Source organism: Mycobacterium sp. 852002-40037_SCH5390672, assembly GCF_001665875.1.
In the GTDB taxonomy this organism is placed as follows: Bacteria; Actinomycetota; Actinomycetes; order Mycobacteriales; family Mycobacteriaceae; genus Mycobacterium.
Genome location: NZ_LZTA01000081.1, coordinates 1 through 14141 on the forward strand (window position 1 = coordinate 1; position 14141 = coordinate 14141).

The 14141-nt window shown below is 64.2% G+C and carries 8 protein-coding genes; 3 read left to right on the top strand and 5 right to left on the bottom strand.

Going from position 1 to position 14141, the window contains the following annotated elements:
- From A5782_RS14130 to A5782_RS14145, 4 genes are all read right to left on the bottom strand, one after another.
- The coding region (locus A5782_RS14130; protein ID WP_231986682.1) for a condensation domain-containing protein at window positions 1-1368 on the bottom strand (1368 nt) is incomplete at its 3' end.
- Window positions 1369-1443: 75 nt separating this feature from the next.
- Window positions 1444-3174: a thiamine pyrophosphate-binding protein gene (locus A5782_RS14135; RefSeq protein WP_067100880.1), complete on the bottom strand. Its 1731-nt coding sequence runs from the start codon at window positions 3172-3174 to the stop codon at window positions 1444-1446.
- 628 nt (window positions 3175-3802) lie between these two features.
- Complete coding sequence (locus A5782_RS14140) at window positions 3803-6451, bottom strand: LuxR family transcriptional regulator (RefSeq protein ID WP_082942926.1); 2649 nt, start codon at window positions 6449-6451, stop codon at window positions 3803-3805.
- 424 nt (window positions 6452-6875) lie between these two features.
- Complete coding sequence (locus A5782_RS14145; RefSeq protein ID WP_067101232.1) at window positions 6876-9533, bottom strand: LuxR C-terminal-related transcriptional regulator; 2658 nt, start codon at window positions 9531-9533, stop codon at window positions 6876-6878.
- Between the two features lie 1192 nt (window positions 9534-10725).
- On the opposite strand from A5782_RS14145, the gene A5782_RS14150 reads away from it, so the two are divergent.
- From A5782_RS14150 to A5782_RS14160, 3 genes are read left to right on the top strand one after another with little or no spacing between them, the layout of a single operon-like run.
- Window positions 10726-11127 carry a helix-turn-helix domain-containing protein gene (locus A5782_RS14150; protein WP_197694231.1) on the top strand — a complete coding sequence of 134 codons (402 nt, stop codon included), beginning with the start codon at window positions 10726-10728 and terminating at the stop codon, window positions 11125-11127.
- Window positions 11108-11608, top strand: coding sequence for a hypothetical protein (locus A5782_RS14155; protein ID WP_067100885.1), 501 nt, complete (start codon window positions 11108-11110; stop codon window positions 11606-11608). The genes A5782_RS14150 and A5782_RS14155 overlap by 20 nt, the downstream gene beginning before the upstream one ends.
- 35 nt (window positions 11609-11643) lie before the next feature.
- Complete coding sequence (locus tag A5782_RS14160) at window positions 11644-12813, top strand: DUF6545 domain-containing protein (protein WP_082942927.1); 1170 nt, start codon at window positions 11644-11646, stop codon at window positions 12811-12813.
- A gap of 22 nt (window positions 12814-12835) precedes the next feature.
- Here A5782_RS14160 and mshC read toward each other — a convergent pair whose 3' ends face one another.
- A complete protein-coding gene (gene mshC / locus A5782_RS14165; protein WP_067100891.1) occupies window positions 12836-14071 on the bottom strand; it encodes a cysteine--1-D-myo-inosityl 2-amino-2-deoxy-alpha-D-glucopyranoside ligase in 1236 nt (411 codons plus the stop codon).
- Window positions 14072-14141: the final 70 nt, after the last annotated feature.

Sequence of the window (14141 nt, forward strand, 5' to 3'; positions counted from 1 at the left end):
CGCCAACCCCACCGGCGCCCGCACACCAACACCAGACCACCCCGACAGCACCAGATCACGCTCACCGCGATCCAGCACCCCCACCTCACCGACGACCACCGAGTCATCGGCCACCAGTAGCCGGTCAAGGAGCACCTCCAAACGGGTGATGTGCCTTGCCATCTCGTCGGCGCTGTAGCGGTCCGGGTTCCACGCGAACTGAATTCGCGGCCTGCCGTCGACCGTCCGCGGGTAGATGTTGAACGCAACGTCTTGTACCGGGAAATTGAAGACCTCGAACGTTGCTTCCGAAGGCCCGAAACGAAGCGGCTCGGCGAAGGCCATCACGTTGATCACTGGCCCGAACTCGACGTTGATGTCCCGGCGGGCCGCGTCGGCAATCAGATCCGGCCAGCGCCGGAACTGTTGATGGCGTAGCGCACCAATCAAATCCTTACCGACCCGATCGGTCAGCGCAGCCATGCTTTCGCTGTCATCGACGCAGACGGGCAGTGGCAACAGGTTCGACACCATGCCCGCACATCTTTTTAGCGCCGCGGTCGTGCGCGCCGAAACCGCCAGCGACATCGAAATATTCTGACGTCCTGTCGTTTTGGCGATGAAAACTGCCAGTGTCGCGATCGCCCTTGCGACGTCGAATCGGTCATGTCCGTCCTCCGACGGTTGGCGCTTGCACACCAGCTCCTGCACTATCGGGTGCCGTGGTGCCGCCGGCCTCTGGGTGCCCGCGAGGTCGGTGACTTCCAAAGGACTGCGCATGACAGACTTCCAGTACTCGGCATCGGCATCGCAGCGCGAAGACTGTTGATACTTCAGTTCTGCGTCCCGGATCAGCGCGAACTCGGAGAAGTCGACGACGTCGGCGGTGTCGAGGACCGACCCCGAATAGATGGCGGCGATGTAGCGAACGAAATTGTTTGCCCCATACCCGTCAAAGAGGACGTGGTGCGTACGCATGTAGAAGTACGACAGATTGTCGGTGATCCGCAGCAGTGCCAAGTCGCAGAGTCGGTCACGCAGCGCATTAAATGGCTGGCGGTAGTCGTTTTTCATCCACCTGCCCGCCGCGGCTACCGGGTCACGCTCGACGCGGAGATCGATGCAGCGCAGGGTCTGCGGAATAGAGCGGTCGACGATGAAGACCGGTTCGCCGTCCTCCAGCGATGGCCGCGCACATGGTGTGCCGAACCGCCTGGTCGCCGCTTTGCAAGCTTCTGTGAGCTTCTCGCCGTCGACATCGTGATCGATCACGACATACCCGGCAAAGTTGTAAGAGACTTCAGGCTGAAGTAGTTGAGCAGTCCATATCGACCGCTGAGCTGCGGTCAAAGGCCCCAGGATATCTTGTTGCGTACCGTAATTGAGCATAATGACGACGGACTCCCTATCTAGGCTGAGGTAGGTGTTGAAAGTGCGACGGTGCCGGTATCGGCGACAATGTCGTCAAGCGCTGAAGACGACATCGGTTCTGTTCTCCTTTGCAACACCCTGGCAAGCAACGGATTTCGACGTCGAGAGCCCGAGAAACGTCGAAAGAGGGGGTATTTCGTCGGCGGCGCATTCGACGCTGATCACCGACGGACCATCAACCTCCAGTGCTGAACGCATTGCAGCGCTGAGGCCGTCGACGTCGGCGACGTCGACCGATGGAAGCTGCGGGAACATCGCGGCGAGACCGGCCCCGAGCCGGCTCGTCGTGAATGTGTTGTAACTGTGCCGATTCCCGTAGAACAACTTTTCGCTCATTGCGCACATGGCGTGGGCGTTGTTGTTGAACAAGACGAACGTCACCGGCAAGCGGTATTGCACAGCGGTATGCACCTCCATGCCGTGCATAAAGAAGGCACCGTCCCCGGCGATCACCACGACGCGCCCGTCTCGCGCCCCGAATTTCGCACGGCCGAGGGCCATTCCGATACCAGCGCCAAAGCTGTAGCCCATGCCGAGTGCGACCGCGAACCGGCCCCCACGCCGAACCGGCAGATAATGGACAGCCGCCGCGCCGCTGTTGCCGACGTCGACGACAATGTCGACCCCGTCGGGCAATGCGCGGTCGAGCATGCTCATCGCGTCGCGATAGCGCACTCCGGGACCGTCGAATTCCGGCGGATTCAACTCGGTGCTCGATACCGCATCAGGCACTCGAATTCCGGTCGGCCGCTCACGCCCGGTCAGCGCGCTCGTCAGCATTCGCAACGACGCCCGCAGGTCGTCGGTGTGGACATGGGTGCATGCAACGTAGGGCGGTACGGACCCGATGGAGATCGTGGGCACCGCCGCGAGCGCATCGTCCAGCCCGGCACGCGCCGTCATCGACAGCCGGGTCCCCACCACCAGGCACAACGCGCTGTCGGCCACCGCTTCCACTACACCCGGGTGGCCCATCACACCGGTGACACCGAGTGCCGACGACAAACCGAAACCCGGTGTGCCGGCAGCATCCTTGGCGTGGGGCACACACGCCACCTGCGCGCGAAGCACCGCCCGCAACGACGCCAGTTCGGCTCGTGCATCGTCACGGACCACCTGCTCACCAGCGATGATCGTCACCGGTCCGCTCACCCGGCGCAGCACTCGTACGATCGGACGCGGATCACCAATGTCTCGTGGTCGCTCGGTACCGCGCTCAGCCACGAAACCGTCGATCCGCACGTCAGATTGCTGAATATCTTTGGGCAGCAACAACACCGCAGGCCCGCCGGTTCGCGCCGCCGCCACCGCGGCAGGCAATGCCGAGGCGATGTCCGCGGGAGACTGCACCCGTCGGCAGAACACCGACACCTCGGAGAACAGCGCCTCGGCATTTAGTGAACCGTTGCGACCGCTCGTGTCCCGAAAGCTGCCGCGACCATCCATCGTGGTGGCCGGCTGTCCCACCAACGCCAATAGTGGCATGCGGTTGGTAAACAATTCGCCAAGGCCGGCAACAAGGTTCAGCGCGCCCCCGCCGCACGTCGCCACCACGCCGAAGTCGCCGCGGCTGCGGCTGTATCCGTCAGCCATCGCCGCAGCAGAAAACTCGTGTTTGGCCAACACCACGCCGATGTCCGAGCGGAAGAATGCGGCGTCGTACAGGTCTTCAATGTCGCCGCCATCGACGCCGAACAGGTAGTCGACTCCGATTGACGCGAGATAGCCGATGACATGGTCGACCACGCGGTTGCCCTGGGACATAGTTTTCAACCTCTAGAAACGACATTGGTGAATTGCGTGCTCGCCCGAACCTGGTGGCGGCATCTGCACGTGACTGAACAGCCGCGATGCACGATCTCGCTCGCGGCGACGAGTGGGCGGCGCGCGTGCGCCACCCGACAATGGGCAGCATTGATGCGGTTCCGGCATCCCGAGTGCAGGTCCCAACGGCCGCCCGGTACAACGACTTTGGCGGGTTCCACGGGATCCCGGCAGTAATCCACCACAAGCGTCCAACCGGCCATGCCCGCCAGGCATGATGTCATGTGCGGGAGCTTAAGTTTCCCTGAGCGGAGGCCATGAACCGATTGATCCGACTAAGGTGGTGTGCGCGCGCAGATCGAGTAGTGACCGACCCCGCAGTGCGTAAAGCTCAGTGACGGTGTTCTTCACCAGGGGTCACCGGGCGCTCAGACGGTCGCCGATCAGCGTAAGCATGCCGGGGGTCTGCCGGACTCGCGGCGCACAGTGTCACTGCTATCTGATTGCGCAGCAGGGCCTTTCGGGGTGCGAACGACCGGCCCCGCCACCGGAGGCCTGGCCGAAGCACGCGGCGACCGCGGGGTTGATTACCCGGGGGCCCACCTATTTATCCGGACAACCTGTCTGATCAAGACGCATCTCGGCTCATCAGACGGATGAGTTCGTCGCGGTTGTTGATGCCCAGTTTGGTGAAAAGACGGTACAGGTGTCCCTCCACCGTGCGCACCGAGATGACCAACCGGTCCGCGATCTGCCGGTTGGACAAACCGGCGGCAACCAGCAGCACGATCTGACGTTCACGACCGCTGAAGGGAAGGGGGCGCGCCGCGGCCTCGAGCGCCGGGGTACGCGAACCGCATTGGCTGGCCAGAGCATGCGCCCAGGTCGACGACTCAATCTCCTTGCGCCGGTCGCCGCGACAGGCATGTTCGCCTGCCGCCTGTGCCGACGCGTCGGCGGCAAAAGCCAATGCCCCCAGGTCAGCGAACTGATGTGCCGCGGCATCGATCAGATCGCCGTCGTGTTGGGCCAGACCACGAGCATGGTCGGCGACCGCCCGCGCCGATGGAGTGTTCAACGTTCCGACAAGCTCGTCCACCCGCGTGGCCTGCGAACGATCCCCGAAACGCACGGCCGCGTGGCGTGCCCGTATCTCCGCCACGTGCATTCCGGCTGCTCGCGCGGTTTCCGCCGCGCGCAGCGCATGCGCCCGCGCGGCCGTCGGGTCGCCGGCAGCCGCCCGCTCCCATGCTCGGGCCAGCTCGAGTTCGGGCAAGAACACTCCAACATGGCCTCCATAGACTTTTTCCGCGCACCGCAACGCCGCAGCGGCCGCCGCACTGTCCCCCCGCGCCCCCTCGGCCTGGGCATGCAGCGCGGCCACCACCAGCAACCAAGGCGACGGAAAGCCTTGAGACAGTTCAGAGATCGAGCGGGCGAGAGTAGCGCACGCTGCCAGCAGCTCACCGCGGGAAACCTGCACGAGCCCGAGCATCGCGTCCACCATGGCCTCCGCGGCCGGAAGACCGGTGGCCATCGCGGCATAACGCTTATGGATCCGCTCGGCCGCCAGGTAGTCACCGGCAGCAGTCGCGACCATGACCTCGGCCAGCCCGATGGCGAACCGCTGCGGACCCGCTTTGCAGAGCGCCGCCGCGCGCAACCCCGCCTCCGCTATGCGGCCGACTTCGGAAAGCCGCCCGGCGGCCATCAGAGCACCGCATGTCGCGACAGCCGCCCACACGGTCGTCATCGGCATTACGTCGGACTCGCACAGTCGCGGCCCAAGCTCGATCGTCGTCTCCACGTCGCCGCAGAAGAACCCGATCGAGAGCTCTAACGCACTGATCAGCTGGCTGCCCGCCTCGGACGCAACACGCTGTTTCACGTCGGTCAGCACTCGCCTCGCGGTATCGGCGTCACCGCACCCCCATGCCAAGTTCGCCGCGCGCAGAAAACCCCACCGCGCGATCAACCACTCGTCGGCATCATCGACGTCGACGCCCAGAAGGATGGAATCGGCCTCCTCGCCGCGACCCTGCCAACTCACCGCCTCGGCGAGCACCAACGCGGCCGGCAGACCACCACCACGATCGACCGCGAACCTCGCCAACTCCTCGCCCAACACCACGTTCGACATCGCCAGCGCGTCGGCCGCAGCCTTGATGACCACGCCCAGGTCGGGCTCCAGGTCACTGCGCATCATGAACTGCGCCAGCCGGATTCGGCCCCGCAGGTCGGGGACTTGCGAGCGCCGCGCCGCTGCCCGCAGATGCCTTCGAAGAGTCTTGGCCAATACACCGTTGAGGTGCCGCGAGCGCACCATCCCGGCACGCCGGGTCGCCGCTTCACCCAGCATGGGGTGATTCAGTTGCGCCAGCGTGTGGGACCCGTCGGCAACCAGCTGGATCAGACCACGGCGCTCCAGGTTTGCCATGGCATCGGCATCGCAGATTTCGCGCAGGATCTCCAGCTCCAGCAGCTCGGCGGTGGCCAAGACCTCCACCACCTCCAACTCTTCTGGACTCAGCGATTGCAGCCGATACTCCAAAGCATCACGGAGTTCGCGATCTGCGCGCAACGGGCCGCGAAGTTGCCAGCCCTCCTCGGCGTAGACCAGCGCCCCACTTTCCCGCCCCGCGGTCAGCAAACCCCGTAGTAGCAACAGATTTCCCGCACTGCGCTCGAACAACTCGTCAACCAATCCAGACTCGACCGGTCCACCCAGGACCGCGCCGGCCAATAGACCGGTCTGCTCGCGGGTGAACGGATCGACGTGAACGGTCAGCAGCAGGCGCTCTTTCAACAACGCAGTCACCGCATCCGAGATCGGCTCGCCCGACCGGATCGTCACGATCAACCGAGCGCTACGCCCGGCCGCAAGCTGATTGACCAAGGTGGCCGACAACGGATCGAGCAACTGGGCGTCGTCGACCACCACCACCAGGTTCTTGTCTTGGCCCAAGGTGTTGTGCGCAGCGGCCAGCATGACCGCTGGTTCATGTCCCACCGCGAGACTCACCACGCGAGAAAACGCACCCAGCGGTAGAGCGCAACCCGTTTGCGTGCCCAACGCGAATCGCACCGTGCGGCCGGCCGACTCAACCGTCTTTGCCAGCATTCGCGCCAGCGTCGATTTGCCCACCCCGCTATCGCCGACCAGCGCAACCCCGTTGAACTCTCCGTTACTCAGCGCTGCCAGCGACCGCCGAAACTCGGCATCGCGCCCCACGATGGGCCACGTCGCGTCATTCACGCGTTGCGTCAAGTGCTGCATCTCCCCACTCCCACCGGGGCTGCCGGCGTGGCGACCAGTACTGGTGCGCTTACCGTCTGCCGATTCAGCGTCGTCCTCATCCGCCGGACGAGACATCTCGAGCCCGCTGCCGCTACATGAAGCCTGAACTGGCTGCCGCTAGATAAAGCCTGAAAGACTCAAGCGGACTCGAGGCCCTGCCCGAGCAGCCCGACGGGATTCGGTCCCCGCCCACCAGCAGATTTGACGGCAAGACCGTCTGTGCGGTTCCGGACGGGTCGACATCGTGGTCAACGATCGCGACCGTGCACTTCCGACTGCGTATCATGAGCGCGAGCGTATGGCCGCTCAAGCAGGCGTCGCCGGAATCCACAGGTAAGTCGAGTGGTGCGTGCGCAGAGATAGAGTGCCGGTCCGGCGAACTCCAAAGGTTACCTATGAAAACTCAGCCGGTCCGAGGGTGATCGTGGCTCCGGTAACCTAGCGACCCGTCGCCCCGAAGTGACAACTCGCCCCGCGTGGGCGGCTCCCTGCGGGTAAGGCAGATGAGTTGGTCGCGCGTGTTGATGCCGAGTTTGGTGAAAATGCGGTAGAGGTGCCCCTCGACCGTGCGCACCGAGATGACCAACTGATCGGCGATCTGCCGGTTGGACAAACCGGCCGCGACCAGCATGACGATCTGGCGTTCACGGCCACTGAAGGGAAGTGGGCGCGCCGACGCGTCGACCGCCGGGGTACGCAAACCGCATTGGCTGGCCAGTGCGTGCGCCCGGGTCGACGAGTCGAATTTCTTGGCGCGGTCGCCTCGGCGGGCATGTTCGCTGGCCGCCTGGGCCGATGCGTCGGCGGCAAAAGCCAATGAACCAAGGTCGGCGAACTGGTGTGCGGCGGCATCGAGCAGATCGCCGTCGTGTTGTTCCAGGCCGCGGGCATGGTCAGCAGCCGCCTGGGCCAACGCGGTGGTCAGAATTCGAGCAAGTTGTTGCAGGCGCTTGGCCTGCGAACGATCGCCGAATCGCACGGCCGCATGGCGTGCCCGTTCTCCGCCCACGTGCATTCCGGCTGCTCGCGCGGTTTCCGCCGCGCGCAGCGCATGCGCCCGCGCGGCCGTCGGGTCGCCGGCAGCCGCCCGCTCCCATGCTCGGGCCAGCTCGAGTTCGGGCAAGAACACTCCAACATGGCCTCCATAGACTTTTTCCGCGCACCGCAACGCCGCAGCGGCCGCCGCACTGTCCCCCCGCGCCCCCTCGGCCTGGGCATGCAGCGCGGCCACCAGCGCCAACCAAGGCGATGGAAAACCCTCAGCGAACACCGCAAGCGAGTCGACGAACGCAGCGCACGCTGCCCGGAGCTCACCGCGTGCAACGCGCACGAGCCCGAGCATCGCGCCAACCATGGCCTCGGCTTCAGGAAGACCGGCGGCGATCGCGGCATAACGCTTGTAGATCCGCTCGGCCGCGCGATCGTTGCCGGCGGCGGTCGCGGCCATGACCTCCGTCATCCCGATGTTGAATTGATGCAGCCCCAGCCCGCACAGCCCAGCCGCACGTAGCCCGAGGTCAGCTATGCGGCTTACTTGCGAAAATCGCCCGGCCGCCGCAAAGGCACCGCAGGTAGGGAAAACCGCCCACACGGTCGCTATCGGTACTGCATCGGACTCACACAATCCCGGCCCAAGTTCAATAGTCGTCTCAACGTCGCCACGGAAGTAGCCCATGGACACATCCAGCGCGTTGATCAACTGGATGCCGGCCTCGGAAGCCACCCGCTTTTTCACCTCATCGAGTGCCCGGATGGCCGCTTCAACGTCTCCGCAGCCCCAGTACAAGTTGGCAGCGCGCACACAGCCCCACCGTGCGATCAGCCAATCGTCGCCGTCGGTGGGTTCGGCGTCGACAAGCACGGAATCGGCCTTCTCGCCGCGACCCTGCCAACTCAGCGCCTCGGCCAGCACCAACGCGGCCGGCAGACCGCCACCACGATCGACCGCGAACCTCGCCAACTCCTCGCCCAACGCCACGTTCGACATCGCCACCGCGTCGGCCGCCGCTTCGACGACGACATCGAGGTCAGGCTCCAGGTCGCTTCGCATCATGAACTGGGCCAGCCGGATCCGGCCCTGCAGCCCCGGCAACCCCAGCAGGCCGCCGCCGGCCCGCTCATGCTTTTGAAGAGCTCGCGCCAATACACCGTTGAGGTGCCGCGAGCGCACCATCCCGGCGTGCCGGGTGGCCGCTTCACCGAGCATGGGCTGATTCAACTGCGCCACGGTGTGGGATCCGTCGGCAACCAGCTGGATCAGACCCCGGCGCTCCAACGTCGCCAGCGCCCCGGCATCGCAGATGTCGCGCAGGATCTCCCACTGCAGCGACTCGGCGGTGGCCAAGACCTCCACCACCTCCAGCTCTTCTGGACTCAGCGATTGCAGCCGAAACTCCAAAGCATCACGAAGTTCGCGATCTGCGCGCAACGGGCCGCGAAGTTGCCAGCTGCCGTCGATGTAGACCAGCGCCCCGCTTTCCCGCCCCGCGGTCAGAAAACCCCGCAGTAGCAACAGATTTCCCGCGCTGCGCTCGAACAACTCGTCAACCAATCGAAAGTCGACCGGACCGCCCAACACCGCCCCGGCCAGCAGGGCGGTCTGCTCGCGGGTGAACGAATCGACGTGGACGGTCAGCAACAGGCGCTCTTTCAACAACGCAGTCACGGCATCCAGCACTGGTTCGCCCGACCGGATCGTCACGATCAACCGAGCGCTACGGCCGGACGCAAGCTGATTGACCAAGGTGGCCGACAACGGATCGAGCAAATGGGCGTCGTCGACCACCACCACCAGGTTCCTGTCTTGGCCCAAGGTGTTGTGCGCAGCGGCCAGCATGACCGCCGGTTCATTCGCTGCCCCAAGACTCACCGCGCGAGAAAACGCGCCCAGCGGTAGAGCGCAACCCGTCTGAGTGCCCAACGCGAATCGCACCGTGCGGCCGGCCGACTCAACCGTCTTCGCCAGCATGCGCGCCAGCGTCGATTTGCCCACCCCGCTGTCGCCGACCAGCGCCACCCCGTGGAAATCCCCGTTACCGAGCGCCCCGAGCGACCGCCGCAACTCCACATCGCGTCCCACGATGGGCCACGCCGAACCGACTTCCCCCGGCACCGGAAAACCCTAGTTTTGCTGAGGGAGCATCGGCGCCTTGGCATTTCGGACAGCCAGGCACGTACCCGATGGGTAGCGTCCAGAATTCCAAATGGACCGACGAGCGGCCCAAACGGTAACAGCCACACGACGCCCCTGTGGCCGATGATGGTCACGACTCAGCGGTCGACGCGGCAGACCATCCACCGACGGTCGCGCGGTCCCGCATGTCGTACGCACCGGACTCACTCCATTCCGTAGTCCAGTAATTGCCAGGAAATATACCCCGATTTCAACCCGACAGCAAATTTTTTTGACCTGCCGAGATTCGACACCCGTGTAAATTATTGTACGCGTTATACAGGTGTTTCATAGATTCGCCCCAGCAACCACGGGGGCCTCATAGCAAACATTTATACGCTGTGCAGCTTTTACCGGGAATGTCAAAGCACGCCGACAAACAATCCTTCAACCCTGGGATTACAACGCAGGCCAATAGTTCCGCCGGCGTCGCCATGCCCAGGAATTGAACTTTTAGTGAAGCGCCGGTATCTGACTGGTGCACCTACCGCACGACGTCGATAAATATTCATCACGACGCCACGCCGTGGTTCTAGTGTGCTGCGCTTTTGCCAGGCCCGACGCCATCCCGGTCCAATTCCGTGCGCATCGCTCCGCCAATTCGAAAAGGGTGTCGGCACAGGGTGGAAAATGCCAACCAGGTCAGGATTTTCTGCGCGAAGACGGACCCGGCACACTGGCATTCGCCCCTCGTCGTTCACCAGCAAAGCCGGGCCCGCGGGCATAGCGTCAAGCGCGTCGAGCGCCATCTCAGGCCGAAAAGGTCCCACGGCGGACCGCACACGACAGTACACGTGACGAATTCAACCGTACGCTGATGAAAATGTAAAACCGAACGGCTTCCGGCTGTGGATAACCGAGGTGAAGCGCTACACCGCTCGCAGACACCCAGGTCACAGCAGCTCGCTGGAAGTTCTTCGCAAGTAGGATTTCGGGACCGCCGACGACAGTGGCCCTGTAACATCAGTACACATAGCGAAAGCTCCGATGAAACGAGAGTGCATTGGAAGTCGATGGCGTCCAGGCCAAAGGGCCGGATGACGATGAGCTGGCGGCACGCCTGAACAAGCTCTTCCAGCTGATGCGCAAAGCCGGCACGCCGCCGCTATCCAACGCCGCCGCCGCGGCGGCGATCACCGATAAAACTGGCGTCGCAATCAGCCCGGCTTACCTCTGGCAGCTCAGAAACGGCATCAAAACAAACCCGACTGTCGCGCATCTGAGGGCGATCGCCGATTTTTTCGGCGTGCCGCCGTCGTATCTGATAGATCGTGGCACCGACGCGGCGATCGACGCCCAACTCAATCTTCTGCAGGCATTACGTGATAACGGTGTGCGCGATCTGGCAGCGCGGGCATCCGGGTTGACTCCCCAGGCTCTTAACAGCCTTGCGATGATCGTTGATCACCTCCGCGAGCTCGAACGGTTACCCCCGATTTCATCCCGAGGAGATGACCAATCCCATGGCGGCATCCAACGCTGACATACTGGCGCTGACGCGCAAGCTCCCGATCCCGGTGCCCTGGGATCGCAACGTTTTCATCGAGAGCCTGGGCCAGATGCGAGGTCGGGCCATCAGGCTTATCCCCACAGACACCGCGGCGTTGGCGGATAGCCCCTGCGGACTGTGGCTGGCCTGCGATGACGAAGACCTGATCCTGCATGAGATCGGAACCAGCGACTACCACATCGACCAGATAGTGGGCCACGAGATCGGGCATATTCTGCTGGGGCATGGTCGAAGTGGCGGCCACAGCTTCGATGAGGCGCCCGAATACAAGGTGTGCCGCCAGGCCTTGCCTGACATTGATCCCGAAATGGTGCGCGCGGTACTGGGCCGCAGCGACTATGCCAGTGAGCAGGAGCGCGATGCCGAGATGTTCGCTTCCCTGTTGCTGATCGCCGCCGCTGAGGCCACCGAGCGTCGCTCGATGATGCGCAGCGCCTTCTTTCGTCGCCAATGACCTCCACGGTCCCAGGGTTTGTCGCATGGCCCGTGATGACGATCATGGTGATCCTTCTTGCCGCGCGGTTCCGGTGGTGCAGGGCCAACCTGTACCAGACGTACTTCAACAATGTGATGGTGTGGCTGCTGCTGGCCCAGCTCTTGCGTGAGCGCCGAGTAGAAGCGGCGTTGTCCAAAAGCGCCCTGATGGGTGTGACGACCGCCCAGCAATTATCTTGTGCTGCAATGATTGTGGCAGCCGGCGAATTCATCGGATTCACGATGCTGTGGAACGGGATCTCACCGGAGAAAACGCGTCGCAGTCACCGCTATTACCGCCTGGCCGCAGTCGCTTTGTGTGTGGCATTCCTGGCCGCGGGCACCCGCGCCCGCGTCGCGGGTCAGCTGTTCGAGGTGTCCGGCGGCTGGGACGCGATCTTGGCGTTGAGTCTCTCCCTGACCACCATCTTCATCTTGGTGGCGCGGTTGATATGGATGTTTGGTTCCGAGCTGATAAAAGCCACCGACACTCGCGAAACGCTGCTCGCCGCCGCCGGATTAATTGCGGTCGTCGTCACCGCCGCAGCCTGCCTGGAGGCGCTGGTCTTGGCGGTGAGCGACCAGCTCGGCTGGACCCACACCGTCGGGTTCCGGATGCGGGTTCATGGATTCGAATTCTTTTGGATGGCCGTCGTCGTCTATCTTTTCGGCGCGGTTCCGCTCGTCGTGAGACTGCATTCCTACCTTGGACTGGACCGCATCAGCCGCACCTGGAAACGTCTGCAGCCACTGCGGCTCAGCATGACGGCCGTGGTCCCGGAAAGCAGCTTCCATATCGAGCACGACGACCGGCGATTCCAGAAAACCACCCTGCAGCTACATCAAACCGTCATCGAAATCCGCGATGCGATCATGCACCTGCGCCACTATGTCCGTAACACGGCTCCGCACGAGCTGGCCCAATTCCTCCAGGCATACTCGGTGCCGGCCAACGAACACGGCCCCGCGACAAATGCTTTCGAGCTGGCGCACGCCGCCAAGGCCAAGTCCGCTGGGGACAGACCCGGCACACCCGACAAAGCTTTGGCCGTGAACTCCCGATCGACAAGCCTCTATGAGGAAGCCGCCGATCTGTCGGCGCTGGCGAAATGGTGGACAGCCGCGTTGGCAGCGACCGATCAGGTCACGCCCGATGGACCCAGAATGGGGAGCCTGCCAGTCTGACGAGGGAATACCGTCGCGCCACCTACAGCTCCACTCCCAGCAGTGCGTCGATGGCGGTGGCCACCAGCTTGGGCGCCTCGGTGTCATGGCCACCGTATTCCAGCGCGTCAGTGGCCCAACCATCCAGTGCCGCAAGAGCTTTGGGAGTATTGAGGTCATCGGCCAGGTATTGGCGCAGTCGCGCGATCACGTCGGCGGCGTCCGGACCGGCGGGCAGCGCGGTCGCGCCGCGCCAGCGCTGCAGCCGCGCAATGGCCTCGTTGAGCACCTGGTCGCTCCAATACCGGTCCCCGCGGTAGTGCCCGGCCAGCAGCCCCAGCCGGATGGCCGCCGGCTCGACGCCTTGCGCGCGCAGCTGCGACACCAGTACCAGGTTGCCGCGGCTCTTGGACATCTTGTGCCCGTCCCAGCCGATCATCCCGGCGTGCACGTAGTGGCGCGCGAATCTCCGCTCTCCGCGGACACATTCGGCGTGGGCGGCGGTGAATTCGTGATGGGGGAAAATCAGGTCGCTGCCCCCGCCCTGAATGTCCAAGCCGCTGCCGATGCGGCTGAGCGCGATCGCCGCGCACTCGACGTGCCAGCCCGGCCGGCCGGGGCCGAACGGGGAATGCCAGCTGGGCTCCCCGGGCCGCGCCGCCCGCCACAGCAGCGCGTCGAGTTCGTCGGTCTTGCCCGGCCGCTGCGGGTCGCCGCCGCGCTCGGAGAACAATCGCAGCATGGTTGCGCGGTCATATCCGGACTCGTACCCGAACTGTGCAGTGGCGTCGGCGCGGTAGTAGATGTCAGGGTATTCGCCGTCGACGACGTAGGCCGCCCCCGACGCCAGCATCTTCTCGACGAGTTCGACGACCTCGGCGATGGCCTCGGTCGCCCCGACATATTCACGCGGCGCCAGTATGCGCAGCGCCGCCATGTCTTCGCGGAACAGCGAGACCTCGCGCTCGGCGAGCTCTCGCCAGTCGATGCCGTCGCGCTGGGCGCGCTCCAACAACGGATCGTCGACGTCGGTGACGTTCTGGACGTAATGGACGTCGTGGCCGAGATCCAGCCACTGCCGGTTGATCAGATCGAACGCCAGATAGGTCGCCGCGTGGCCCAGGTGGGTGGCGTCGTATGGGGTGATGCCGCAGACATACATCGTGGCGGTCGATCCGGCCGCCACGGGACGCACCTGCCGGTCAGACGTGTCATACAACCGAAGCTCCGGGCCGCGTCCCGACAACGCGGGGACCTGTGGGGAAGACCACGACTGCATGGCAATTAGCCTAGGCGGGCCGACGATGCAGCCCGCGCAGCGGGCTGAGAAGGAGGCGCGCCATCGGGCC